24 protein-coding genes are annotated in these 23,951 nt (G+C 53.2%); 20 read left to right on the top strand and 4 right to left on the bottom strand.

The features are described from left to right. Nucleotides 1-138 precede the first annotated feature (138 nt). From ectA to yidD, 9 genes are all read left to right on the top strand, one after another. The gene (gene ectA, locus ELY38_RS07135) at nucleotides 139-717 is read left to right on the top strand and encodes a diaminobutyrate acetyltransferase (RefSeq protein ID WP_127060892.1); all 579 of its coding nucleotides are present in this window, start codon (nucleotides 139-141) and stop codon (nucleotides 715-717) included. Between the two features lie 74 nt (nucleotides 718-791). Further along, nucleotides 792-2,060 (top strand): diaminobutyrate--2-oxoglutarate transaminase, encoded by a 1,269-nt coding sequence (gene ectB / locus ELY38_RS07130; protein ID WP_127060890.1) that lies wholly within the window; start codon nucleotides 792-794, stop codon nucleotides 2,058-2,060. Between the two features lie 99 nt (nucleotides 2,061-2,159). Further along, on the top strand, nucleotides 2,160-2,555 hold the full coding sequence (locus ELY38_RS07125; protein ID WP_127061130.1) for an ectoine synthase: 396 nt from the start codon (nucleotides 2,160-2,162) through the stop codon (nucleotides 2,553-2,555). 381 nt (nucleotides 2,556-2,936) lie between these two features. Then, nucleotides 2,937-3,773 carry an ATP-dependent zinc protease family protein gene (locus ELY38_RS07120; protein WP_127060889.1) on the top strand — a complete coding sequence of 279 codons (837 nt, stop codon included), beginning with the start codon at nucleotides 2,937-2,939 and terminating at the stop codon, nucleotides 3,771-3,773. 38 nt (nucleotides 3,774-3,811) lie between these two features. After that, on the top strand, nucleotides 3,812-5,335 hold the full coding sequence (locus tag ELY38_RS07115) for an inactive transglutaminase family protein (RefSeq protein WP_127060887.1): 1,524 nt from the start codon (nucleotides 3,812-3,814) through the stop codon (nucleotides 5,333-5,335). Next, entirely contained in the window at nucleotides 5,332-6,330 is a 999-nt protein-coding gene (locus ELY38_RS07110) for an alpha-L-glutamate ligase-like protein (RefSeq protein WP_127060885.1), read from the top strand. Before ELY38_RS07115 ends, ELY38_RS07110 begins: the two co-directional genes overlap by 4 nt. A 32-nt stretch (nucleotides 6,331-6,362) precedes the next feature. After that, nucleotides 6,363-6,809: a Fur family transcriptional regulator gene (locus ELY38_RS07105; protein ID WP_127060884.1), complete on the top strand. Its 447-nt coding sequence runs from the start codon at nucleotides 6,363-6,365 to the stop codon at nucleotides 6,807-6,809. 5 nt (nucleotides 6,810-6,814) lie between these two features. Further along, on the top strand, nucleotides 6,815-7,282 hold the full coding sequence (gene hisI, locus ELY38_RS07100; RefSeq protein WP_127060882.1) for a phosphoribosyl-AMP cyclohydrolase: 468 nt from the start codon (nucleotides 6,815-6,817) through the stop codon (nucleotides 7,280-7,282). After that, on the top strand, nucleotides 7,282-7,608 hold the full coding sequence (gene yidD / locus ELY38_RS07095) for a membrane protein insertion efficiency factor YidD (protein WP_127060880.1): 327 nt from the start codon (nucleotides 7,282-7,284) through the stop codon (nucleotides 7,606-7,608). Before hisI ends, yidD begins: the two co-directional genes overlap by 1 nt. Before the next feature lie 73 nt (nucleotides 7,609-7,681). Here yidD and ELY38_RS07090 read toward each other — a convergent pair whose 3' ends face one another. Both ELY38_RS07090 and ELY38_RS07085 read right to left on the bottom strand, forming a co-directional pair. Next, the gene (locus tag ELY38_RS07090) at nucleotides 7,682-8,098 is read right to left on the bottom strand and encodes a SufE family protein (RefSeq protein ID WP_127060878.1); all 417 of its coding nucleotides are present in this window, start codon (nucleotides 8,096-8,098) and stop codon (nucleotides 7,682-7,684) included. Between the two features lie 73 nt (nucleotides 8,099-8,171). Further along, nucleotides 8,172-9,347: a tyrosine-type recombinase/integrase gene (locus ELY38_RS07085; RefSeq protein ID WP_127060876.1), complete on the bottom strand. Its 1,176-nt coding sequence runs from the start codon at nucleotides 9,345-9,347 to the stop codon at nucleotides 8,172-8,174. Nucleotides 9,348-9,636: 289 nt separating this feature from the next. Here ELY38_RS07085 and ELY38_RS07080 point away from each other — a divergent pair, with 289 nt between their 5' ends. The 3 genes from ELY38_RS07080 (at nucleotide 9,637) to msrQ (ending at nucleotide 12,478) form a co-directional block, all read left to right on the top strand. Continuing rightward, nucleotides 9,637-10,665, top strand: coding sequence for a DNA-binding protein (locus ELY38_RS07080; protein WP_127060874.1), 1,029 nt, complete (start codon nucleotides 9,637-9,639; stop codon nucleotides 10,663-10,665). Between the two features lie 161 nt (nucleotides 10,666-10,826). Then, nucleotides 10,827-11,852, top strand: coding sequence for a protein-methionine-sulfoxide reductase catalytic subunit MsrP (gene msrP / locus ELY38_RS07075; protein ID WP_127060872.1), 1,026 nt, complete (start codon nucleotides 10,827-10,829; stop codon nucleotides 11,850-11,852). Continuing rightward, nucleotides 11,852-12,478, top strand: a complete 627-nt coding sequence (gene msrQ, locus ELY38_RS07070; RefSeq protein ID WP_127060871.1) for a protein-methionine-sulfoxide reductase heme-binding subunit MsrQ — start codon at nucleotides 11,852-11,854, stop codon at nucleotides 12,476-12,478. The genes msrP and msrQ overlap by 1 nt, the downstream gene beginning before the upstream one ends. 148 nt (nucleotides 12,479-12,626) lie before the next feature. Here msrQ and nfuA read toward each other — a convergent pair whose 3' ends face one another. Then, on the bottom strand, nucleotides 12,627-13,232 hold the full coding sequence (gene nfuA / locus ELY38_RS07065; protein ID WP_127060869.1) for a Fe-S biogenesis protein NfuA: 606 nt from the start codon (nucleotides 13,230-13,232) through the stop codon (nucleotides 12,627-12,629). A 293-nt stretch (nucleotides 13,233-13,525) separates the two neighbouring features. Between nfuA and metH the strand changes: the two genes are divergently transcribed. The 4 genes from metH (at nucleotide 13,526) to ELY38_RS07045 (ending at nucleotide 20,867) form a co-directional block, all read left to right on the top strand. Beyond that, entirely contained in the window at nucleotides 13,526-17,221 is a 3,696-nt protein-coding gene (gene metH, locus ELY38_RS07060; RefSeq protein WP_127060868.1) for a methionine synthase, read from the top strand. 1 nt (nucleotide 17,222) lies between these two features. Further along, a complete protein-coding gene (locus ELY38_RS07055; RefSeq protein ID WP_127060866.1) occupies nucleotides 17,223-18,560 on the top strand; it encodes an MATE family efflux transporter in 1,338 nt (445 codons plus the stop codon). Between the two features lie 113 nt (nucleotides 18,561-18,673). Continuing rightward, entirely contained in the window at nucleotides 18,674-20,329 is a 1,656-nt protein-coding gene (locus ELY38_RS07050; protein WP_127060864.1) for a nitrite/sulfite reductase, read from the top strand. Continuing rightward, nucleotides 20,319-20,867 carry a DUF934 domain-containing protein gene (locus ELY38_RS07045; RefSeq protein WP_127060863.1) on the top strand — a complete coding sequence of 183 codons (549 nt, stop codon included), beginning with the start codon at nucleotides 20,319-20,321 and terminating at the stop codon, nucleotides 20,865-20,867. Before ELY38_RS07050 ends, ELY38_RS07045 begins: the two co-directional genes overlap by 11 nt. A gap of 104 nt (nucleotides 20,868-20,971) precedes the next feature. Here the strand turns inward: ELY38_RS07045 and smrA are convergent, their stop codons facing one another. Continuing rightward, nucleotides 20,972-21,562, bottom strand: coding sequence for a DNA endonuclease SmrA (gene smrA / locus ELY38_RS07040; protein ID WP_127060861.1), 591 nt, complete (start codon nucleotides 21,560-21,562; stop codon nucleotides 20,972-20,974). 132 nt (nucleotides 21,563-21,694) lie between these two features. Here smrA and ELY38_RS07035 point away from each other — a divergent pair, with 132 nt between their 5' ends. From ELY38_RS07035 to pdxH, 4 genes are all read left to right on the top strand, one after another. After that, a complete protein-coding gene (locus tag ELY38_RS07035; RefSeq protein WP_127060860.1) occupies nucleotides 21,695-22,165 on the top strand; it encodes a gamma-glutamylcyclotransferase family protein in 471 nt (156 codons plus the stop codon). Nucleotides 22,166-22,210: 45 nt separating this feature from the next. Beyond that, a complete protein-coding gene (gene wrbA, locus ELY38_RS07030) occupies nucleotides 22,211-22,834 on the top strand; it encodes an NAD(P)H:quinone oxidoreductase (protein ID WP_127060858.1) in 624 nt (207 codons plus the stop codon). Beyond that, complete coding sequence (locus ELY38_RS07025) at nucleotides 22,831-23,229, top strand: DUF2069 domain-containing protein (protein WP_127060857.1); 399 nt, start codon at nucleotides 22,831-22,833, stop codon at nucleotides 23,227-23,229. Before wrbA ends, ELY38_RS07025 begins: the two co-directional genes overlap by 4 nt. Nucleotides 23,230-23,295: 66 nt before the next feature. Next, complete coding sequence (gene pdxH / locus ELY38_RS07020; protein WP_127060855.1) at nucleotides 23,296-23,940, top strand: pyridoxamine 5'-phosphate oxidase; 645 nt, start codon at nucleotides 23,296-23,298, stop codon at nucleotides 23,938-23,940. Nucleotides 23,941-23,951 lie beyond the last annotated feature (11 nt).

The raw sequence follows: 23,951 nt of genomic DNA, 5'->3' as shown, positions 1-23,951 counted from the left end.
CTGTTGCGGTCAGCATCTCCGGACAGGCTGTCTATAATTAAAAATTATGGAAAACAGGTTGGTGGATAATATGGTTTTTGAATTGGTAATAATCAGCTGTTATAATGAATATCAAATTCGCTACAGCGAAGCATAACCATGAGCATGCCTATACAACCTTTTACATCCTCATCCGAACTAGCACGCCCCACGGTCGCCGATGCCGTAGTGGGGTTTTCAGAAACGCCACTGTTCATCCGTAAACCGAATGCAGATGATGGGTGGGGTATATTCGAGTTAGTTAAAGCGTGCCCCCCCTTGGACGTTAATTCTGCTTATGCTTATCTGCTTCTCGCTACCCAATTCCGTGATACTTGTGCCATAGCAACCAATGAGGAGGGTGAAATCGTCGGGGTTGTATCGGGTTATGTGAAGGATAACGCGCCGGATACCTATTTCTTATGGCAAGTTGCAGTGGGTGAAAAAGCGCGAGGTACGGGACTTGCCCGTAGACTGGTTGAAGCCATTCTGTCGCGCCCCGAGTTAGCGGATGTCCATCATCTGGAAACGACAATCACCCCTGACAACCAGGCTTCCTGGGGTCTTTTCCGCCGCTTAGCCGCGCGTTGGCAGGCGCCTCTTAACAGTCGCGAGTACTTCTCTACTGAGCAGCTTGGTGGAGAGCACGACCCCGAGAACCTGGTTCGCATTGGCCCATTTAAGACTGATCATATTTAGCGCTTTTCTAGAAGAACTACTGCCGTAACCAGCAATTTTTTCTACTTAATAATGATGATACATGGAGGTCATTAATGAAGACTCAAACATTTGAACGCATGGAATCCAACGTGCGTACCTATTCGCGCTCCTTTCCTGTCGTATTTACCAAGGCGCAAAATGCTCGTCTAACAGACGAAAACGGCCGTGAATATATAGATTTTCTAGCCGGTGCTGGCACGCTTAACTATGGACACAATAATCCCCATCTCAAGCAGGCAATGATTGATTACCTGTCAACAGACGGCGTCGTTCATGGCCTTGATATGTGGACCGCAGCTAAGCGGGATTATCTTGAGACGCTTGAGAACGTCATTTTCAAACCGCGTGGGCTGGATTATAAAGTGCATCTGCCGGGCCCAACCGGTACTAATGCGGTGGAAGCCGCCATTCGCCTGGCACGCGTTGCCAAGGGCCGCCATAACATCGTGACATTCACCAATGGTTTCCATGGCGTGACCATGGGCGCGTTGGCCACCACCGGTAATCGTAAATTCCGCGAAGCAACGGGGGGGATTCCAACCCAGGGAGCCAGCTTTTTGCCCTACGATGGCTATATGGGCGAGCACGCTGACACCCTGGACTATTTCGAAAAGCTCCTTAAAGACAACTCTGGTGGCCTGGATATTCCCGCTGGCGTTATTGTTGAAACCGTGCAAGGCGAGGGCGGTATCAATGTTGCCGGCATTGAGTGGCTGAAGCGTCTTGAAGCGATTTGCCGCGATTACGACATCCTATTAATCGTTGATGATATTCAAGCAGGTTGCGGGCGTACCGGTAAATTCTTTAGCTTTGAGCATGCAGGGATTACGCCTGATATCGTGACGAATTCAAAGTCGCTTTCCGGGTTTGGTCTGCCATTTGCCCATGTATTGATGCGTCCAGAACTGGATAAATGGAAACCAGGTCAGTACAACGGTACGTTCCGCGGTTTTAATTTGGCCATGGTTACTGCCACCGCGGCTCTAAAAAAATACTGGGCCAATGACACATTTGAGCGCGATGTCCAGCGCAAGGCGCGCATCGTCGAAGAGCGTTTTCAAAAGCTGGCAACACTGCTTACTGAAAATGGTATACCTGCCACAGAGCGTGGCCGCGGCTTGATGCGCGGTATTGATGTTGTGTCAGGCGATATCGCAGACAAAATTACCAGCAAAGCGTTTGAAAATGGCCTGATCATTGAAACCAGCGGCCCGGAAGGCGAAGTGGTTAAGTGCCTTTGCCCACTAACCATTACCGATGAAGACCTACTTGAAGCGCTGGATATTCTAGAAACGTCTGTCACGTCTGTTGTGAATGGCTAATACACCGTTAGGCTTGGGCCTTTCACTTGCTTTGTTAATTAATTCCTAATTATCGACCCGGCGGCTGGCAAAATCAGCCGCTTTATAAAGGAGTACATGATGATTGTTCGTAATCTTGAAGAAGCAAGGAAGACAGATCGTCTAGTAACCGCTGAAAACGGCAACTGGGATAGTACGCGCCTGGTGCTGGCCGAAGATAACGCAGGCTTCTCATTTCATATTACACGTATCTTTCCAGGTACTGAAACTCACATTCAGTACAAGCACCATTATGAAGCCGTCTTTTGTTACGAAGGTGAAGGCGAAGTAGAAACTGTTGCAGATGGTAAAATCTGGCCGATCAAGGCAGGCGATATTTACCTGCTTGACCAACATGACGAACACCTGCTGCGTGGCAAAGAGAAAGGTATGACAGTTGCTTGTGTTTTCACGCCTGCGTTAAGTGGTAAAGAAGTGCATCGTGAAGATGGCTCCTATGCACCTGCCGACGATTAAGCGTTAAGGGTCGTACCGTTTATAAAAGCAGCCTGGAGTAAGGGCTGCTTTTTTGTATGCGTAGTCAGGGCAGTACCGCGCTAGAATTTAGTCTGATACATGAAGCAGAAGTATTACGCCAAGAAATATGCCAGGATTGGGAGCTTGAGGTACTAGTAATTTATTGAAAATGCACAGTTTGCGAGAATGCTTGCGTTAATGGGTGAGTGTCCAGTAGTCTGCCGAATCGCTTGCAGATCAATTCAAGCTCCAGGTGTTCGCATAATATATATTATGTTAAATCAAGTGGTGGTTAATCTTTAAAAAAGATGTCATCACGTTGGACAACCGGACTAGCTTCTCCTTATCATTCCTTTTTAATTTTCAAGGATGTCACTCGTTATGCGCCCAGGTGTTTTGTGGCTGATGGCTGGTTTATCACTTTTATTCTCCGGCTGTGCCCTACAGCAGCCTGAGCCCAATGAGCCTCCACCGTTAAGTGAAGCGTCGTTCAATACGCGAATACTCGAACTGCAAGATGCCTTATCGCAGCAGTGTGACGCGCAAACACAGTACCAAGAACAACAACTTAATCGACAGCAATCCCTGACCGCGGATGTTCGTGAAGTGGGCAGCCTTCTTCGCCTGTTGCGCAGCGACGTCCAGGCTTTGGAAGCTCGCGGTGAAGAGCCGATTATCATTCGTGAAGAGTGCGAAGTTGATAATACGCTGGAGAGCAAAACCATTGTGGGTCGAAGTGAATGGGTAGGTTTACCAGGAATCGGTACGTATCTAAAGGCGCGGGTTGATTCCGGCGCGAACACTTCTTCATTGTCAGCATCCGATATTACCCGTTTTGAGCGGGACGGCGAAGACTGGGTTCGTTTTAAGCTTGCGCTTAACGAAGACGACGTGGTGGTTGAGTCATTGCGCAATGAGTGGATTGAAGCACCGGTTGAACGTCGCGTGCGCATCATTCAAGCATCAGGCGAAGCTACGCGTCCCGTTATTTCTCTGTTGATGACTCTGGGGCCTATCCGTGAAAATGTTCAATTTACCCTGAATGATCGTACTCATCTGGATTTCCCCGTGCTGCTTGGGCGGCGTTTCATGATGGATATTGCGATTATTGATGTAGCCCAAGCCTATTTACATGAACGCCCTGAATTCCCCGGCGGTGAACCCGCTGAACAGGCCGCTGAAGACGAAGTGGCCGACCAAGACGATACCGAAGAGTAATCGCGCTCCCCTGCCGCTTTTCGCTAAAAGGAATTTTCATGTCCCGGCTCCCTTTTTATGTAATTGTTGGATTACTTCTGGTGGCAGGTATTGCCACCAGTGTGCACCGGCATCTTCAATTTGAGATACCTTGGGTACCGGGCGAACAGCGCCAGGTGTGGGAAATTGAAGCCGTTATTAACTTCAATGCCCAAAACGGTCCGGTTCAGGTTGACCTTGCCTTGCCATCGCATCAAAACGGCTTTCGTGTCTTAACCGAAAATACCGCCTCTTCGGGATATGGATTAGCATACAAAGCCGACGAGCTGGGCCGTCAGGCACAGTGGACAACACGTGATGCGGCCGGCAGTCAGCAGCTTTACTACTCTGTACAGATGCTGGTTTCACCCGACGCCCGCCCACCGATACAGACGCCACCCGGGCTAGCCTCGACAACGCCCTGGGAAAGCCCCTATGACTCGGCCGCCAGCCAGCTAATTGACAGAGCATGGGCGCGCAGCGCCAATAACGCTACCTTCACGCGCGAGCTGATTTTAGATGTAAATGGGGAACGCCAGGGCGAAAGCGCCCGCTTGCTGCTTACTCAGGAAACGCCTTCGGCACTAATTGTCCGCTTACTTAATCAAGCAGGCGTTCAAGCCCGAGAAGTGAGCGGGCTGGTGCTTGAAGATGGGCGCCGCCGCCAGTCGTTAAGCAGCTGGATTCAAGTGTTCGATGAGTCTGCCAATCAGTGGTCACTGTTTAACCCCATAACGGGCGAACAGGGACAGCCAGATAACCTGCTGCTATGGGAAACCGGTGGGCGTGCGGTGCTTGAAGTCCAGGGCGGCACCAATTCGCGGGTATCGTTTTCCATGCTGACGCATCATCAGCCAGCTTCAGCCGCGGTACGCAACCACTACTCAGAAGACACGCTACTCAATTTTTCCATCCACAGCTTGCCGCTGGAAGAACAGGCGCTTTTCCAGACCATTCTGCTGATCCCGATTGGCGCATTGGTAGTGGTATTTCTACGCGTGCTGGTGGGTATTAAGACATCGGGCACCTTTATGCCGGTGCTCATTGCCCTCGCCTTTATTCAAACCACCCTGCCCACTGGTTTGATCGGCTTTCTGCTGATTGTCGCCGTTGGTCTGATTATCCGTAATTATCTCTCTTACCTGAATCTACTACTTGTAGCCAGGGTTTCCGCGGTCATCATAACGGTCATCGCCATTATCTCCATCTTCACCGTTCTGGCGTACCGTATGGGGCTAAGCGCCGGGCTTACGGTCACGTTCTTCCCGATGATCATCCTGGCCTGGACCATTGAGCGGATGTCGATTCTCTGGGAAGAAGAAGGTCCTAAACAGGTACTGATTCAGGGCGGCGGCAGCCTGTTGACTGCGGTACTCGCCTACCTGGCCATGAACAATCCCTGGGTACGCCATATTACTTTCAACTTCCTGGGCGTTCAGCTGATCCTGATGGCTCTGATTTTGCTGCTGGGTAACTACACGGGCTACCGTTTGCTGGAGCTGCGCCGCTTCAAACCGATCACCGATGACGAGAAGCCGTCATGAGCTGGTTCAAGGACTGGGCATGGCCGGGCCGCCTTCGGGATAAAGGCATCATCGGCATGAACCGGCGTAACATCCGGTACATCGGCCGCTACAATTCGCGCCGTCTCTATCCGCTGGTAGATGACAAGCTGAAAACCAAGCTGCTTGCCCAACAGTACGGGATTACCACGCCCGAACTGATTGGCACGGTGACCACACAGTTTGGCGTCAAACATATTGGCGACATGCTAACTGGCCACAATGGCTTTGTGATCAAGCCCGCCAAAGGCAGCGGCGGCAAGGGCATTCTGGTTATTGAAAAAGTCGTCGATAACCAGTTTGTGAAGCCCAGTGGCGCGCATCTGACTCTTGAGGATGTGGAGCGCCATGTTTCTAACATCCTCTCAGGACTTTACTCACTGGGTGGCTCTCCGGATGTTGCCCTGATCGAGACACTGATCAATTTTGATGAAAGCTTGATGGCCTATACCTATGAAGGCGTGCCGGATATCCGGGTCATTGTTTTCAAGGGTTATCCGGTGATGGCCATGATGCGTTTATCTACGGCGGCCTCTGATGGTAAAGCCAATCTGCACCAAGGGGCTGTAGGCGTTGGGTTAAACATCGCCACCGGTGAGGCTTTGCGTGGCGTACAGTTTGACCGACCGTGCTTTAGTCACCCCGATACGGGCCATGACCTTGCAAGCTTGGTGGTCCCTCAATGGGATACCTTGCTTAATCTGGCGGCAGGCTGTTATGAAATGACCGGCTTGGGTTATCTGGGGACAGATATGGTGCTTGATCGTCAGCATGGCCCCATGCTGTTGGAACTCAATGCTCGCCCGGGCCTTGCCATTCAGATGACAAACGGCGAAGGCCTGCGCCGCCGACTCGATTTGATTGAGCGTCAGCCTGAGGGGGTATCGGTTGCCAAACGTGTAGCCTTTGCCCAGTACCACTTTGCGCGTAAGAGTGAGCTGGCCGAAACCCCTGACACAACTACTGCAAGCGCGTAGACTAAGGCTTATGACGTTCAACGAGTGCACCAATGACTGAAGCGAATACGCTACTTCAACAAGCGGAATCACAGTGCCATAGCCGCGGCGTTCGATTTACGCCCATTCGGCGTCGAGTGCTGGAACTGATTGCCAAGAATGGTGGTGGTCTTAAGGCCTATGACCTGCTTGATAAGCTTTCCACAGAGCACGCGGCTGCGCGCCCGCCAACTGTGTATAGAGCCCTCGAATTCTTAATTGACCAGGGCCTTGTGCATCGGATTGAATCGCAAAATGCTTACGTGGCATGCGCCTGCCCTGAGCATATCCATGGCTTTCAGTTACTTATCTGCCGCCAGTGTGGGTACGTAGAGGAGTTGCATTTGGATGAAGTAAGCGACCAGTTAGCCGCTTTCGCCAAGCGTCAGGGGTTTAGTGTTGAACGCCAAACCATCGAGTTACAAGGGCTGTGTCAGAACTGCAGAGCCAAGAGCGAGTAAATAGCATGTCCCGTTTTAGCCAACTACCCTCAAACGAGCTTTTCAAAGCGCTTGAGTCGGCCGCTTCCAAAGATACCTTACCTGACACGATGACGCTTCTCGATGCTGTGCGCTTCAATGCTGAAGGTTTGTTACCCGCCATTGCTCAGCAGCACGACACCAAAGAAGTGCTGATGATGGCATGGATGAACCGAGAAGCGCTCGAAGAGACGCTGGCGACCCACCGCGTCTGCTACTATTCGCGCTCGCGTAAAAAGCTATGGCGCAAAGGCGAATCATCAGGCCAGCAGCAACATCTCAAATCGGCAGCATTAGATTGCGATGGCGACACACTGCTTTTAGAGGTTGAGCAAACCGGCCCTGCCTGTCATACCGGCCGCCGCAGTTGTTTCTACCTTTCGCTAAACGATAAGCAGGCGCACATCAACAGTGAACCACTGATCGACCCGGCTGAGCTATACGGTAACCAATAATGGCACAGTGGTGGCGTACAGGCTTCAGCGTAGCCAGCCGTCTTGTGGGCTATTTGCTGATAGCCGCTGTACGCCTTTATCAGTATGCCATCAGCCCCCTGCTTGGCCCGCGCTGCCGTTTCTGGCCCAGCTGTTCTTCCTATACCATTGAAGCCATCCAGGTCCATGGGCCTGTTAAAGGCGGCTGGATGGCCCTCAAGCGGATCACCAAGTGCCACCCGGGTAATCCCGGCGGCATGGATCCAGTGCCCGGCGGGCGCAGCGAGCAGCTTTGCCGCGAGGATAGTGAGCGGCCATCGTATGGCGATAACCACTCTCCTCACTAAAGCCAGCCTTTCAGTAAAGCTTTTCTTTAGTAAAACCCTTAGGCTGTCTTATTCTCGAATAAGATTCGTATGCTCAACTCTGTTTGGCGACTTGATAGATTCGCTCAAGCATGGCATGCAGGCCGTTACTGCGCGTGGGAGAGAGGTGCTTATCCAACCCTAGGTCGGCCATGAAGTGAGGCTCGGTCGTGCTGATTTCAGCCGCCGAGCGCCCGCTGTAAATCCGCAGGAGTACCGCGATAAGCCCAGAGACAATGGCCGCATCAGAGGTGGCCTTGAAAATTAGTTGATTGTCCCGCTCCTCATGGCACATCCAAACATTTGACTGACAGCCCTGAATTTTATACTGATCGGTTTTCAGCGCCTCAGGAAAATCAGGCAACTGCTTGCCCATATCAATAATGTATTGATATCGGTCCATCCAATTATCAAACATCTCGAACTCTTCAATCAGCTCTTGCTGAGCCTGTTCGGCGCCGGAAGTGCTCATGGAAATTCCTTTCGTATACGTATTTAAAAAATCAGTGACTCAGTATACCAATTCAGCCTGCTTTAAAGGGGTATTATGGCGTAAGCCGGTGGCGTTGCTGTTCGCGGTGCCACTCGTCATCCTCTGTATGCAGGTAGCGAGACGTGGTATCCAATCGTGCATGCCGTGCGCTCTCGGCCAAATGACGCAAACTAATACCGGCCTGCGCCTGGTGGGTAATGGATGTGTGACGCAACCAGTGCGGGGTAGCTTTACGCAACGCGGCTATATAGGCTGGCAGCCCGCCCTCGTTCTCAAGCGCGTCGGCCGCCTGTAAAAAGGTGTCACGAATCAATCGATAAAGCTGGTTATGGCCAATGCCCCGGCAGCCATCAAGCGCCCTTATCACCGGGCTTTCATCTGCATGGTCTGGCCAAGCGTTGAGCCCCAGGTATTTTCGCCACCGGGCCAGGCACTCCTGCATATCTTCAGGCAGCGGTACACGGGCTATTTTACTGCCCTTGCCTACCACAGACCACCACCAGCGCCCTTCTACCATCTGGAAATCTCCCATTCGGGCATCGGCCATTTCGCTTATACGCGGGGCGAGTAGATAGGCAAAACTAAAAATAAACTGGCGCCTGATTTGCTCATACTCGGCGCGGCTACTCTGGCCTAGCGCTAGCGGCCTATTTAGCCATTGCCAAAACCACTCCCATAAACCGCGTTCAAGGTAACGCTCGATGCGTTGTGAATGGTTACTCAAGCGACGTGATTTATCACGCATTAACCTAAACGGGTTATGACTAACCCACCCTGCTTCTACCAGCCAGCTAAAAAGCCCCTGCAGAATAATCAGGCTCTGACGGCGGCTAGCAGGCGAAAGCCCGCCTCTAAAGGGGCGCCACTGGGGATGATGGCGAGGCTTGGAAGGCCCAACCCAGTGTTCGTAAGGCTGAGGATCAGCCAGAAAAAGCTCAAACTGACGCAACATTTCCCGGTCCAGGGCGCCAAGCGTTAGCTGCTTGCTTTCAAGCCATAGCAGCAGGCGCTCCGTTTCACGGCGATAGCTCTTTAAGGTTTGCGGGCTGTCCTGGTACTCGACCAGCCACGCTGCTACGGCTTCAGCATCCGTACCGGCACTAATTCGTGCTCCGGCCGGTTTGATAGCACGCTCGACCACCAGTGGTGCAACCGGCAGCACTTCTCGCTGAACGCCTCCTCTGATGTTGACCAAGCCGCTCTCTTTACTTTCATTTATATGAATCATTACCCGCCTTGAACATTAATAACACATTGAATTAACTAATAAATAAACACAAGTCACTGAATATTATTATACGCATAAGTATCTACCTACCTATAAGCAAAGCAGTAGGCGGTTTGAGGCCTAAAAGTATGATGCTACAGCTCACAAAACTCAAGATAATATGGGTAATCTTGATTTTATGGTATTTAAGATAAATATAATTACGTAATACATATAACGTAATTATTGTGTTAAAAACTAAATCAGCGGATAATAGGCCATCAATCGTTCGCGCAAGAAGGCACTTAACATGGCACGCAGTGGTATTCAGTACAGTGATGTTCAGCAGGCAATCGATACACTATTGAGCCGTGGAGATACACCTAGCGTGCAGCGCATCCGCGAGGTGCTGGGTACCGGTAGTTTTACGACCATTAGTGAGCACTTTCGCCTATGGCGCACTGAGCGCGAGCAAAACCGCGACGTCCCTCCGCCCAAGGGTGTTCCCGAAGTCGTCGTTAATGTTGCAAGCGAGTTATGGCGTGAAGCTCAGGAAGTTGCTAATCAGGCACTTATTCATTACCGCGAAGAAGCCAACAGGCAGGTAGAAGAGGCGCAGCGGGCGGCCATGGAGGCAGCCCAGAAGACAGCCAATGCCGAACAGCGCGAAAGCGCTTTGGCTGAACATCTACGACATACCGAGCAGCGCCTGGAAGCACTCAATCGCGAACTGGCAGCAAGCCAGGCCAGTGAGCAGCACCTTCAACAAGCTGCTAATGAGGCGCGACAAGAGAATCAGCAGCTTAAAAATGCCAATCAGGAAATGCAGCAGCAGCACACGGCTATTGCTGAACAGCACAGCCAGGCTTTGAAAGAACAGCAAAGCGGCTGGGAAAAGCGCCTAGCTCAAGAAGAACAGCGTAACGAAGCCGCCGAAGGACGCCTAATGGCGATGCTGGACGAAGCACGCCAAGAACGCGCCCAGGAAGAGAAAGCTTTCCAGAAACGGCTACAGCAGAAGCAACAGCGGATTGAAGCGTTGAATGAAGAGCTGAAATCAAGCCGTAGCGAGCTACGCCAGCAACAGGTTGAAACGGCCAATTCAGCGCAACAGGTTAAAGATCTCGAACAGCAGATCGTAACACTAAAGCAGCAATATGAGTCTGTTACTCAGCAGCTGAGCCAAGCGCAGAACGCTTACCAGCAGCAAAGTGAAAAGGCTCGGCATGAGCGTGAGTGGCAAGCGCAAATGGCTCAACAAATGCTAACGTTACAGCAGCAACTTGCTGAACTACCCGCCTCAATTAGCATCAAAGAAAAACCGTCGAAAAGTGACTAGAAAGCTCCCTGAACAGGCAATGAAAAGTCTACGCTTAATTACCGATGAGCAATCCAGCATTGAGATGAACCCAAGCTGTTCTGCTCTTTTAACCACTCAATGTATTTCTTAGTTGAATCATACTAGCCAGCAATACGTGCTCACTGGCAGGAGATATCACCATGCTGATTAAAATTGCCAAGCCAAGCGATTTACACGAATCGGAGGTTACCCCCGAGTCAGCATATCTATCTCGCCGACGCTTTATGGGTGGGCTTGCCGGCCTGGGGGCTGGCTTGGCATTTGCAGGCAGCGCCCATGCATCAGAGCAGCGGCCTGACTACAAAGACGTACCCAGTAGTGACGCCCCCGAATGGTTTAAGGAAAAGCGTGATGCCGCCGAGTGGCAAGCCGTGGTGCCGAGCGATCCTGCCCAGGACAAAACGGCCCCTTTTGCGGATGCCAGTGGCTATAACAACTTTTTTGAATTCGGAACGGGAAAAAGCGACCCTGCACGTAAGGCCGGCACGTTGGTAACGCAGCCCTGGAGCGTGGTGATTGATGGCGAGGTCAATAATGGTGGTCGCTTTTCCCTTGAAGATATTGCGTCACCCTCTAAGTTTGAAGAGCGTATTTATCGCCTGCGCTGCGTTGAGGCCTGGTCAATGGTGATTCCCTGGCTGGGCATTTCCCTTGCCGATGTCATACAGCGCGCAGAGCCCACGTCAAAAGCCAAGTACGTGCGTTTTGAAACCCTGGTAGACCCTGAGCAAATGCCCGGTCAGCGCTCTTCGTTTGCCCTCATCGATTGGCCATACGTTGAGGGCTTGAGGCTTGATGAGGCCATGCATCCATTAAGCTTTCTGGCCATGGGCATGTATGGCCGGGAGCTGCCCAACCAGAACGGCGCCCCCCTGCGCCTGGTTGTGCCCTGGAAATACGGCTTCAAAAGTATCAAATCCATTGTGCGTATATCGCTGGTCGAAGAAGAGCCGCTCAATTCGTGGCAGAAGATCGCTGCCAATGAGTACGGGTTCTACGCTAATGTGAATCCTGAGGTTGATCATCCTCGCTGGAGCCAGGCAACGGAGCGCCGCCTGCCTAACAGCCTTTTCAATACCAATATCATCGACACGCGTATGTTTAATGGCTATGCCGATGAAGTCGCCAGCCTCTATTCCGGAATGGACCTGCGGGTTAATTACTAATGCCAATGCCCGCTTGTTTTTTGTCGCTCTGGCGAGTTGGTGTCTTTATTGCTGCCCTAATGCCCTTAATTTGGTGGGGATGGCAGATAGCCAATAACATGGCCGGGCCAGAGCCCGGACGCTACCTGCTGCTTAATATCGGCCAAGGCGCACTTTGGTTGCTGCTGCTGACGCTAAGCTTGACGCCGCTAACAAAACTGACCCGCTGGAAGGGGTTTAGCCTTATTCGCCGCCAGTTGGGGCTCTGGGCGCTTGCCTACGCGGCTATGCACCTACTCTGCTACGTGTTGTTTATTCTGGGCCTCAACTGGGCTCAGCTAGGCAGTGAAATTGTCAACCGGCCCTATATCATTGTCGGCATGCTGGCTCTTCTGGGCTTGATTGCCTTAGGCATCACCTCCAACCGCTGGTCAATGCGCAAGCTTGGGAAACGCTGGAAAACCTTGCATAAAGCCAACTATGCAATCCTTGGGCTAGTACTCCTGCATTTCTTGTGGGTAGTGCGCGCAGATATGCAAGAGTGGCTTATATATGCCGCTATAGGCGCCCTATTGATGTGTCTGAGGATCCCCCCTATATCTCGCACTCTCCCCAAGCTTCGCCAGCGAATAAAACATTCGGCGTAAATAAATAGGCCACCCAGAAATAGCAGCGACATAGGTAGAAGCGAAAGCATGAACGCCATTAACAGACGATGCCTCTTGGGAGAATCGTTTTAGCAAAACGAAAAGAACCCAGCCATTGGCTGGGTTCTAGCAACGCAAGCAGTATTATCTAGCGGTAATAGGCGTTTGTGTTGTCTGTATGGTCGGTGACATCACGAATGCCTGCAAGCTCAGGAATACGCTCCATCAAGGTTTTTTCAACGCCATCCTTCAGGGTCAAATCAACCGCCGCGCAGCCCTGACAGCCGCCACCAAAGGCCAGGATGGCCATTTTCTGTTCGGTTAGTTCAACCAGTTTGATCTCTCCCCCATGAGCCGCCAGGCCAGGGTTGATTTCACTGTACAGAACATAATTGATACGGTCTTCCAAGGGGCTGTCAGCATTAACCTTGGGCATTTTGGCATTGGGCGCCTTGATCGTTAACTGTCCACCCATGCGATCTGCGTTAAAATCGACCACCGCTTCTTCCAAAAACGCCAAGCTGTTTTTATCAAGATAAACGTTGATCTTTTCAAGCTCGAGCTTGACGTCGGTGGGCTCTTCCTCGCCCGGGCGACAGTAGGCTAGGCAGGTTTCCGCGTAAGGCGTGCCGGGCTGGGTAATAAAAATACGCACGGCAATACCTTCAACGTTCTGCTTTTCAAGCAGCTCCGCAAGGTACTCCTGGGCGCTATCGGTAATGTCGATACCGGGTGCTTCGATAGTCGTGGTCATGAGGCTATTTCCCTCTCGTGAACTGTGGCAATACCACTTCACATGTCATTTTGACACTATGGTATGCAAAACAGCGCGTCGACACAATCCTGACTGTTTTAGTAGGCTATTAAAATGTGCCAAATGACTGGATTGCTTAACAGTTGCATTGCATAGCTGCCCTGCTTGGCGGCCTTTGGTATGATACTTGCCTGTTTCGTTATCGTTATGACATTAACCGACGCCTAAATCCCTTTTCGATAACATATTTTGATAACCGTTTTCGATTAAGACGCTGGAGAATTCCCCCTGTTATGGCCGCTAGTGACTTGAACGCCTCTCTCGCCCAACGCCTTGCCCAACGCATCCTGATTCTGGATGGTGGAATGGGGACCATGCTGCAAAATGCCCAACTGAGCGAGGAAGACTTTCGTAGCGAACGCTTCAGCGAATGGCCGTCGGATTTAAAAGGCAATAATGACCTTTTGGCATTGACCTGTCCCGACGTGGTCTCGCGTATCCATCGCGACTACCTGGAAGCAGGCGCCGATATCATTGAAACCAATACCTTTAACAGCACGCGCCTGTCGCAGGCCGATTACGGTATGGAAGAGCTCGTTGTAGAGCTCAACCGCGAGTCGGCTCGATTGGCGCGCGAAGTGTGCGACGCCGTGGGGGCAGAAACCGGCGTGCCGCGGTATGTAGCAGGTGTACTCGGTCCAACATCGCGCACCGCATCGCTATCGCCAGATGTAAACGACCCTGCCAAGCGTAACGTGACATTCGATGAGTTGCGTGAGAACTATTACGAAGCTGCTCAAGCACTTATCGATGGCGGCGCCGATCTGATCATGATCGAAACCATCTTCGATACGCTCAATGCCAAAGCGGCTATCTATGCGCTTGAAGAGCTGTTTGAAGCTCTTGGCAGGCGCCTGCCGGTAATGATCTCGGGCACGATCACCGATGCTTCGGGCCGCACGCTTTCAGGCCAGACCACTGAAGCTTTCTGGAACTCGGTACGCCATGCACAGCCGCTCTCAGTCGGCCTTAACTGTGCATTAGGGGCTGAAGAGCTGCGCCCCTATCTGGAAGAGCTGTCTACCAAAGCGGACACCTTTGTATCGGCACACCCTAACGCAGGTTTACCTAACGAATTTGGCGAATATGATCAGACGCCGGAGGAAATGGCGTCCATTGTCAGTGAGTTCGCGCAAAGTGGTCTTGTCAATATCATTGGCGGCTGCTGCGGTTCGACGCCTGAACATATCCGCGCGATAGCTGAAGCGGTAAGCTCAATGGAACCTCGTCAAATTCCGGTTCGAAGCCCTGCCTGTCGCCTTTCAGGCCTTGAACCCTACAATATTGATGGTGATTCGCTGTTCGTCAACGTAGGTGAGCGTACCAACGTGACAGGCTCGGCACGCTTCAAGCGGCTTATCGTGGAAGAGGATTTTACCACTGCCCTAGAAGTTGCCTTGGAGCAAGTAGAGAGCGGTGCCCAGATCATCGATATCAATATGGATGAAGGCATGCTGGAGTCCAAGGAAGCCATGGTGCGCTTTCTTAACCTGATCGCTGGCGAGCCGGATATTGCCCGCGTACCGATCATGATTGACTCCTCCAAGTGGGACATCATTGAAGCAGGTCTGAAGTGTGTTCAAGGTAAGGCCGTGGTTAACTCGATTTCGCTGAAGGAAGGCGAAGCGGCGTTTCGTGAGCAGGCAACCAAGTGTCGCCGTTTTGGCGCCGCTATCGTGGTCATGGCGTTTGACGAAGAGGGCCAGGCCGATACGTTCGCGCGAAAAACGGAAATCTGTGAACGTGCCTATCGCCTGCTGGTCGATGAAATCGGTTTTCCGCCGGAAGATATCATCTTCGACCCCAACATCTTTGCCATCGCCACGGGTATCGATGAGCACAATAACTACGCGGTTGATTTTATCGAAGCCGCCCAGTGGATTCGTGAAAACCTGCCACATGCCATGATCTCCGGGGGGGTTTCCAACGTTTCCTTCTCTTTCCGCGGCAATAACCCGGTACGTGAAGCCATTCACTCTGTGTTTCTGTATCACGCCATCCGCGCCGGTCTTTCCATGGGTATTGTCAACGCGGGGCAGCTGGCGGTATATGACGACTTGCCTGCTGAACTTCGTGAAGCAGTTGAGGACGTGGTGCTTAACCGTCGCAGCGACGGTACCGAGCGTCTTCTGGATATCGCTGACAAATACAAGGGTGATGGCAGTGGCCCGGCCAAAAAGGAAGATCTTGAGTGGCGCGGCTGGCCGGTTAACAAGCGCATTGAGCATGCCCTGGTAAAAGGCATCACGGCCTATATTGAAGATGACACCGAAGAAGCCCGCCTCCAGGCTGAGCGCCCTATCGAGGTCATCGAAGGACCGTTGATGGATGGCATGAACGTGGTCGGCGACCTGTTTGGTGCCGGCAAGATGTTCCTGCCTCAGGTGGTTAAATCTGCGCGTGTCATGAAGCAGGCTGTTGCCTACCTGATTCCGTATATCGAAGCTGAAAAAAGCGAAGGTACTCAGGCCAAGGGCAAGATTGTCATGGCCACGGTTAAGGGCGATGTTCACGATATCGGCAAAAATATCGTTGGCGTGGTGCTGCAGTGTAATAACTACGAGGTTATCGACCTTGGCGTGATGGTGCCCGCTGAAAAAATATTGCAGGCCGCAATCGACCATAACGCCGATATCATTGGCCTCTCAGGTCTGATTACGCCGTCACTTGATGAAATGGTTCACGTTGCCAAGGAAATGCAACGTCGGGGCATGAATCTGCCGCTGCTTATCGGTGGAGCCACAACTTCCAAAGCGCATACCGCGGTCAAGATAGAGCCACAATATGAGCATCCGGTGATTTACGTGACTGATGCCTCGCGTGCGGTCGGCGTGGCCGGGCGCTTGCTGGCGCCGAACCTTAAAACGGCGTATGTCGCAGAGATTCGCGAGGAGTACGAAAAGGTCCGCGAGCGTAACGCTAAACGTCGTCCCAAAGCAGCGGACCTGGATTACACCCAGGCGCGCAAACGGCGCTTTCGTACAGATTGGAACAGCGTGACACCGATTGAGCCCAAGTTCCTGGGTCTCAAGACATTTGATGACTATGACCTGGAAGAGCTAATCGAGCGTATCGATTGGACACCCTTCTTCATGAGCTGGCAATTGGCGGGTAAGTACCCCAAGATTCTTGACGATGAAATCGTGGGTGAAGCCGCGCGCAGCCTGTTTGCCGATGCCCAGGCAATGCTGCGTAAACTGCTTGATGAAAAGCGTATTCAGGCGCGTGGTGTGATTGGCTTATGGCCTGCCAATAGCGTTGATGATGACGTGATTGAAGTGTATGCCGACGAATCGCGCAGCGAAGTGGTTGAACGGCTTCACCATATTCGACAGCAAACCACCAAGGGTCGCGACGGCATCTGCTATAGCCTGGCAGATTTCATCGCCCCTAAAGAGAGCGGCAAGGCGGATTGGATTGGCGGCTTTGCCGTGACCACAGGCCATGGCGTTGACGAGCTGACCAAGGCCTATGAAGCGGCGGGTGATGATTATAACGCTATTCTGGTGCAGGCCCTGACTGATCGCCTCGCGGAAGCTTTTGCAGAGCGCATTCACGAACGGGTGCGTAAAGAGTTTTGGGGCTACGTGCCTGAAGAAACCCTGGATAACGACGCGCTTATCGCCGAAAAGTATCAGGGCATACGCCCTGCCCCCGGCTACCCTGCGTGTCCGGACCACACCGAGAAAGGTACACTGTTCAAGCTGCTGAACGCCACGGAGAATACCGGCCTGGCGCTTACCGAAAGCTACGCCATGTGGCCCGCCGCTGCCGTCGCGGGCTGGTACTTTGCGCACCCGCAGTCCAAGTACTTCTCAACCGGCAAGATTACCCGTGACCAGGTGGAAGCCATCGCCCTGCGCAAGCAGATGCCGCTTGAGGAAATGGAGCGCTGGCTATCGCCAGTACTCTCTTACGACCCCAGCTGATATGGCGTTAGTAGCTCGCCGTCACGGCAAGGTGATGCGCCTGGCGTTACCCATCATGTTGGGCATGCTCTCCCAAAGTATGCTCAACATCATTGATGCGGCTCTGGTCGGGCACCTGGGGCAGGTAGCGCTGGCGGGCGTCGGGGTTGGCGGTTATGCCATGTTCATGATAACCGCGCTGGTATTCGGACTCTCCTCAAGCGTCCAATCGCAAACATCTCAACGTCTTGGGGCAAGCAATCAATATCTAAGCCAACCGTTGCAGGCAGGTGCCGTCATTGGCTTGGCAACAGGGCTTCCGCTGTCGTTACTTGCCTGGTGGCTGGCACCGGCCCTGCTGCATTTAATAACCCAGGCACCGGAAGTACAGCACGTCGCGGTTGATTACTTCCGTTGGCGCGTTATCGCACTTACTGCCATTGCATTAACTCTCTGTTTTCGCGGCTACTGGAACGGCCGTCAGCAAACGCACCTTTATCTGCGCATCATCATGATTGTTCAGGTGTTTAATGTGGCAGCCAGTTGCGGGCTTATCTATGGCCTATTTGGTCTACCCCGGCTGGGAGCCAGCGGCGCAGGTGTTGGCACGACCCTCTCGATGTTTTTAGGCCTTTTCATCTGGCTTTGGGTAACCGTAAGCCAGCGTCACCAAAATGGCCTTCTATCAAGTCTGCCATCGCTTGATACACTGCGCACCACTTTGGCTCTCGCCCTTCCTCACTCGCTGCAACAGGTATGTTTTGCGGCGGGCTATGTAGTGCTTTTCTGGCTGTTAAGCCGCCTGGGCACGGCAAGCGTTGCTGTTGGTCATGTTCTGGTCAACCTGTCGCTACTGCTGATATTGCCTGGCGTAGGCGTTGGCGTTGCCGTAATGAGCCTGGTGGGCGAAGCGCTGGGCCGCGACGATCAGCACTCCGCCCACAGGTGGGGGCTAGATGCGCTACGCGTGGCGGGCGTGCTGTTGACCGTTCTGGCGCTGCCCATGCTGGTACTTCCCACCCAGGTGCTCGGTATTTTCTTTTCAAGCCATGAGCTTGTGGCGCTGGGTACGCTACCCTTGCAGATTACCGGCGTGATGATTGTGCTGGATGCGGCTGCTCTGGTACTTGCCCAGGCATTGATGGGCGCCGGGGCGCAGCGTACGGTAATGGTGTTAACCCTTGGTATGCAATGGCTGCTATTTCTGCCTCTTGCTTGGTGGGTGGGCGTTGGCTTGGAGCAGGGACTTCTTGGCGTTTGGCTCGTACAGCTTTTTTACCGTCTGGCCAACTCAGCGGGATTTCTTTGGATATGGCAGCGCAGGCGCTGGCTAGCGCCCAGCGTTTTAAATAGCATTTAACGATAAAAAGATAATTATATATTCTTTTGTAGAATATGACACACGCGTTAAGGTAACACTATATTATTGTCCGCCTTGACGTGACCACTTCGCTTTTAGCAGGATCGTGCCACATGTACCGTTATGATATTCATGACCAGACGCTTGTCGATGAGCGCGTTGCCCAGTTTCGCGACCAGATGGATCGCTACCTGGCGGGACGCCTGGGAGAAGAAGAGTTTCGTCCGCTACGCCTGCAAAATGGCTTGTATATCCAGCGGCATGCGCCGATGCTTCGCATCGCCATCCCGTACGGCATGCTTGCCAGCTATCAGCTGCGCTCGCTTGCGGATATCACACGGCGCTATGACCGCGGCTATGGGCACTTTACTACTCGGCAGAACCTTCAGCTGAACTGGCCAGCTCAGGAAGACGTACCGGATATTCTGGCTGAACTTGCGAAAGTACAGATGCACGCCATTCAAACCAGCGGCAACTGTATTCGCAACACCACCAGTGACCAGTTTGCAGGTATTGCCAACGACGAAGTAGAAGACCCGCGCCCCTGGTGCGAGCTAATCCGCCAGTGGTCGACGCTGCACCCGGAATTTGCCTACTTGCCACGCAAGTTCAAGATTGCCGTGACCGGTGCGGCCAAGGATCGTGCGGCGATTCAGGTCCACGACATCGGCCTTCGCCTGTGGCGTAACGAGGAAGGCGAGCTACGCGTTAAGGTACTGGCGGGTGGCGGCCTTGGCCGTACGCCGATGATTGCCGAAGTAGTCCGTGAAGACCTTCCTTGGCAGCACCTACTGACCTACCTGGAAGCCTGCGTACGTGTTTATAACCAGTTTGGCCGTCGGGACAACAAGTTCAAGGCGCGTATCAAGATTCTGGTCAAGGCGTTGGGTATCGAAGAGTACCGCCGGCGCGTTGATGAAGAATGGGCGCATTTGAAAGATGGCCCGCAGACACTAAACCAGGCGGCGGTTGATGCGGCCAAGCGTCACTTCCCTGAACCCGAGCGTCGCCCGGTAGCCGAAAGCGCGATTGCTGACTTTGAACGTCTGCGTACCGAAAATCGCAGTTTTGCACGCTTTGTCACCAACAACGTCACCGACCATAAGGTGCCGGGCTACAAGGCGGTCACGCTGTCGCTCAAGCGCCGTGAACACGCCCCGGGCGATGTCACTGCAGACCAGATGGACGCCGTGGCGGACCTGGCCGATCGCTACAGCTTTAGCGAAATACGCGTGACCCACGAGCAGAACCTAGTGCTCTCCGACGTACCGGTTGATGAAATCGAAGCGCTCTGGAACGAGCTGGAAGCGTTGGGTATGGCCAACCCCACCGTGGGTACGCTGAACGATATCATCTGCTGCCCGGGCGGTGACTACTGCAGCTTGGCCAATGCAGTGTCGATCCCCATTGCCCAAGCCCTGCAGGAGCGCTTTGAGGACTTGGACTTCCTGTACGACCTGGGCCCGCTCGATCTTAATATTTCCGGTTGCATGAACGCCTGCGGACACCACCACGTGGGCCATATCGGCATCCTGGGTGTCGATAAGAAAGGCGAAGAGTTTTACCAGATATCGATTGGCGGCAATTCCACCGACGACGTATCGCTGGGCAAGATTCTGGGCCCTTCTTTCTTCCGTCAGGACGTTCCAGAAGTGGTCGAAAAAGTGCTGCAGGTTTATGTTGCCGAGCGTCATGAAGATGAGCACTTCCTGGACACCTATCGCCGGATTGGCTTGAAACCCTTTAAAGAGCGTGTGTATGCCAAATAACGTGGATACCCCGACTGAAGAAGCACTGGCCAACAACCCGGTGCACGTTGATCATCTTCTGCTTGACGGCGAACTGGCAGCTGAAAATGCTTGGTGCGTTTCTTACGATGCCGCCAACCTGCCCGAGCAGCGCCCGGCCTTTGTGCCGCTGGCACTGTGGCAGGCAAATAAGCAGGATGAAGAGCTTGCTCCGTTACTTTTGAGTGACACCGAGCTTACCGCTGAGCTGGCGGCTGAACTGAATCCACTGCCCGCCGTGGCGATCGACTTCCCCAGTTTTACCGATGGCCGTGGCTACTCGCTTGCCCGCCTGCTGCGCGAGCGCTTTGAGTATGCTGGTGAAGTACGCGCAGTGGGTGATGTACTGGTTGACCAGCTCGACTACATGCGCCGCTGTGGCTTCAATGCTATGGCCCTGCGCGACGACCAGCATCCTGAAGACGCTCTGCGCCTGCTTAACTCGTTCAGCGTACGCTATCAGACGGATGTAGAAGAGCGCCGGGCACTTTTCGAACGCCGCTTAACAACCAGCGAGTAACCCGACAAGCATTCAGAAACATAAAAGGGCAGCTTTCGCTGCCCTTTTTACTATTTTGGCTTTACACATACTGCTTGTGCGCTGGGCTATGCGATGGACTACGCCTACCCGCGCCTTTTCTGCTGGCGCTCGCGGTTATTGGCTTTTGCGCGCTCGCTTTTACGCAGCATCACCCAGGTGGCGCCAAGGCCGCCTTCTGAGGGCTGCGCCGATACATAAGCCTGCACCTCTTCAAACTGGCTCAGCCACTTGGCTAGGTATGAGCGCAGCACATTGGCTGGACTGTCCAGTTCACGCCCTCTTCCATGAACAATCATCACCGAGCGCAGATCGTTAGCGTAAGCCTCCTGAATAAAGGGAAATAGCATCCGACGGCATTCTGCCAATGGGCGGCGCAGTAAATGAAGCTGAGCCTGAACGCTATATCCGCCGTGCCTTAGCTTATCGACAACGCCTTGCTGGATACCTTCGCGCCGATATTCAATGGGATCAAACGGGGCTATAAGATCTACAAAGTCATCGGATAGAAAATTGCGCTCACCAAGCGCTTCCTGAGCGCTTTCCCTGCGTGCCAGCTGCGCCTCTGATGGACGTGTTCGATGGCTGCCTGCATCCGCACGGTTGCTGTGTGTCAGTGGCTTAACATCGCCAATAAACGCTCGAAAATCCATGTCGTCACGAAGTGGCTGGTTCATTACAGGCTCCTCCGATGGGGTCTAGTGTTTATCCTAGCAAACCCTGAGCCATTGCTTAAATAATTCATGCTCCCTTGCCCGAGCGCACGACTCACGCCAAGCTGTAGGGCTAATCATACGTAAGGAAGCTTCATGGTATGGATTAAGAAGTTATTACAAATAACGGGGGTGATAGTACTGGGATTGGCTACCTGGCTATGGTTAACCATGCTCAGCCCGTGGTTCTACTCACCACTCGACGAGATATCTTCTATTGAGAAACGCACACACAACGTGTTTGTTTACGGCACGCTGCGCTATACCGCCATTCGTTGGGTAGTGATGGGCGGTTCAGGCAATCCACAAGCGGCGGCACTTGATGGCTACCAGCGCAATGGGCTTGACCTTTCCCCTCAGCCAGGTAGCCGCGTTGAAGGACTAAAGCTTGAGGTAAGCACTGAACAGCTTGAACGACTTGATCGCTATGAGCGTTTGGGCGTTCGCTATGAACGGGTGAAGAAAAGGCTCATCGATGGCAGCTCAGCCTGGGTATATGTCAGGCTGCCTGCAACCAGCCAACTTCTTACGCCATTTCCTGCCGGGGAGATAGCTCTGATACCATAGACTCAGGCATGGCTTTGGTAACCCTTCTTCCAGGATGAAGGAAACATGATGAGTGATACCCCTTACGTTTTGGTTCTTTACTACTCCCGCTCGGGGGCAACGGCAGAAATGGCGCGGCAGATGGCAGCAGGCATCGAAAGCATTGCAGGCATTGAAGCCCGCTTGCGCACAGTGCCACCGGTATCGCCCACCTGCGAAGCGGTTGCTCCGGATATCCCTGAAGAGGGCGCGGTATATGTGGAACTTGACGACCTGCGCAACTGTAGCGCTCTTGCACTAGGTAGCCCTACCCGTTTTGGCAATATGGCCGCGCCGTTGAAATACTTTCTGGACACCACCAGCAGCTTATGGATGAATGGCGCCCTGGTGGATAAACCCGCTTGCGCCTTTACTTCGACATCAAGCCTACACGGTGGCCAGGAAAGTACACTGCTTACCATGCTGGTGCCCTTACTGCACCACGGCATGGTGTATGCTGGCATTCCTTACAGCGAAACGGCCCTGCTGAGCACTCAAGCCGGCGGCACGCCTTATGGGGCTAGCCATCTGGCGGGCGCGCGCAGCGATCGCCCTGTCGATGAACAAGAGCGCGCGTTATGCGTGGCTCAGGGAAAACGCCTTGCCAAGCTGGCCCTGGCGCTTAATAACATGCGCCGGGAGGCGTTATGAAGCAGTGGCTCACCGAGTTTGAACAGCATCACGGGCTAGACAGGCTAACCCAGCGCTCGCGTCAGTGCGTTATAACAAGCTTTACCATTTTGCTACTGCTGGTTATTTATCGCGGTTTCTTGATTCAAGACGAAGAACTTGATTGGCGGCCCGTCCTTGCGTTTGTTCTTCCACTGATTCTTTTCCTGCCCTCGATTATTGGCCAGCGCGCCCGCGGCCATGCATGGCTTGCTTTTGTAAGCCTGCTATACGTTATCCAAGGCGTCATGCTGGCGGCTCTGCCGGGGCAAACGGGACATGGCATCCTCGAGGCACTCGTATCCTTGCTGCTCTTTGCAAGCTGCATGGCCTATGCACGCTTTCGCAGCCGACAGCAACGCCAGGCAGGCCATTAGTAACCGTACTTGAGCTTTACTCATAGAGCAGCGAACATTATCAAAACGTTTAGGGAGAATTCGCTAATGACCCGCAATATTGCCGACATTCGGCGCGATTACGAAGGCGGTCGGCTTGATGAAGCGCATGCCAACCAGGGTCCTCTTGTGCTGTTCGATGAGTGGTTCAGCCTTGCCATGGAAAAAGAGGGCAAAGACGCCAATGCCATGACGCTTGCTACCGTCGATAGCCAGGGGCGCCCCCATGCTCGCGTGGTACTACTGAAAGGGTTTGACGAGCGCGGCATGGTATTTTTTACCAATTACCATAGCCATAAAGGCAGCGAGCTCAATAACGTTCCGTTTGCGGCGATGACCTTCTGGTGGCCCTCTCTAGCCCGCCAGGTGCGTATCGAAGGCCCTGTGGAACAAGTAGCCACAGATGAGTCCGATGAGTATTTCGCCAGCCGCCCCCGCAGCAGCCAGCTGGGTGCTTGGATTGCTACACAAAGCGTGGTCATCCCTGACCGCAACTGGATCGAAGAACGTCAGAAACGCTTTGAGCAGGCCTACGAAGGCCAGGATATTCCACGGCCGATACATTGGGGTGGATATCGTCTCAAGCCGGAGATGATTGAGTTCTGGCAGGGCCAGCCCAGCCGCCTGCATGACCGGATCCGATTCGAGCGGCGTGATGGCGGTGAATGGGGCCAGTTCCGGCTGGCCCCCTGACAAGTCAAAAA

The sequence above is a fragment of the Vreelandella nanhaiensis genome, assembly GCF_003990185.1.
Classification (GTDB): domain Bacteria; phylum Pseudomonadota; class Gammaproteobacteria; order Pseudomonadales; family Halomonadaceae; genus Vreelandella; species Vreelandella nanhaiensis.
This window is presented reverse-complemented; position numbering and strand designations above follow the sequence as displayed.

Bases quoted from the DNA above. Each gene is read 5' to 3' on its own strand.
- ectA (WP_127060892.1), top strand. From the start codon at position 139: ATGAGCATGCCTATACAACCTTTTACATCCTCATCCGAACTAGCACGC.
- ectB (WP_127060890.1), top strand. From the start codon at position 792: ATGAAGACTCAAACATTTGAACGCATGGAATCCAACGTGCGTACCTAT.
- ELY38_RS07125 (WP_127061130.1), top strand. From the start codon at position 2,160: ATGATTGTTCGTAATCTTGAAGAAGCAAGGAAGACAGATCGTCTAGTA.
- ELY38_RS07120 (WP_127060889.1), top strand. From the start codon at position 2,937: ATGCGCCCAGGTGTTTTGTGGCTGATGGCTGGTTTATCACTTTTATTC.
- ELY38_RS07115 (WP_127060887.1), top strand. From the start codon at position 3,812: ATGTCCCGGCTCCCTTTTTATGTAATTGTTGGATTACTTCTGGTGGCA.
- ELY38_RS07110 (WP_127060885.1), top strand. From the start codon at position 5,332: ATGAGCTGGTTCAAGGACTGGGCATGGCCGGGCCGCCTTCGGGATAAA.
- ELY38_RS07105 (WP_127060884.1), top strand. From the start codon at position 6,363: ATGACTGAAGCGAATACGCTACTTCAACAAGCGGAATCACAGTGCCAT.
- hisI (WP_127060882.1), top strand. From the start codon at position 6,815: ATGTCCCGTTTTAGCCAACTACCCTCAAACGAGCTTTTCAAAGCGCTT.
- yidD (WP_127060880.1), top strand. From the start codon at position 7,282: ATGGCACAGTGGTGGCGTACAGGCTTCAGCGTAGCCAGCCGTCTTGTG.
- ELY38_RS07090 (WP_127060878.1), bottom strand. From the start codon at position 8,098: ATGAGCACTTCCGGCGCCGAACAGGCTCAGCAAGAGCTGATTGAAGAG.
- ELY38_RS07085 (WP_127060876.1), bottom strand. From the start codon at position 9,347: ATGATTCATATAAATGAAAGTAAAGAGAGCGGCTTGGTCAACATCAGA.
- ELY38_RS07080 (WP_127060874.1), top strand. From the start codon at position 9,637: ATGGCACGCAGTGGTATTCAGTACAGTGATGTTCAGCAGGCAATCGAT.
- msrP (WP_127060872.1), top strand. From the start codon at position 10,827: ATGCTGATTAAAATTGCCAAGCCAAGCGATTTACACGAATCGGAGGTT.
- msrQ (WP_127060871.1), top strand. From the start codon at position 11,852: ATGCCAATGCCCGCTTGTTTTTTGTCGCTCTGGCGAGTTGGTGTCTTT.
- nfuA (WP_127060869.1), bottom strand. From the start codon at position 13,232: ATGACCACGACTATCGAAGCACCCGGTATCGACATTACCGATAGCGCC.
- metH (WP_127060868.1), top strand. From the start codon at position 13,526: ATGGCCGCTAGTGACTTGAACGCCTCTCTCGCCCAACGCCTTGCCCAA.
- ELY38_RS07055 (WP_127060866.1), top strand. From the start codon at position 17,223: ATGGCGTTAGTAGCTCGCCGTCACGGCAAGGTGATGCGCCTGGCGTTA.
- ELY38_RS07050 (WP_127060864.1), top strand. From the start codon at position 18,674: ATGTACCGTTATGATATTCATGACCAGACGCTTGTCGATGAGCGCGTT.
- ELY38_RS07045 (WP_127060863.1), top strand. From the start codon at position 20,319: ATGCCAAATAACGTGGATACCCCGACTGAAGAAGCACTGGCCAACAAC.
- smrA (WP_127060861.1), bottom strand. From the start codon at position 21,562: ATGAACCAGCCACTTCGTGACGACATGGATTTTCGAGCGTTTATTGGC.
- ELY38_RS07035 (WP_127060860.1), top strand. From the start codon at position 21,695: ATGGTATGGATTAAGAAGTTATTACAAATAACGGGGGTGATAGTACTG.
- wrbA (WP_127060858.1), top strand. From the start codon at position 22,211: ATGATGAGTGATACCCCTTACGTTTTGGTTCTTTACTACTCCCGCTCG.
- ELY38_RS07025 (WP_127060857.1), top strand. From the start codon at position 22,831: ATGAAGCAGTGGCTCACCGAGTTTGAACAGCATCACGGGCTAGACAGG.
- pdxH (WP_127060855.1), top strand. From the start codon at position 23,296: ATGACCCGCAATATTGCCGACATTCGGCGCGATTACGAAGGCGGTCGG.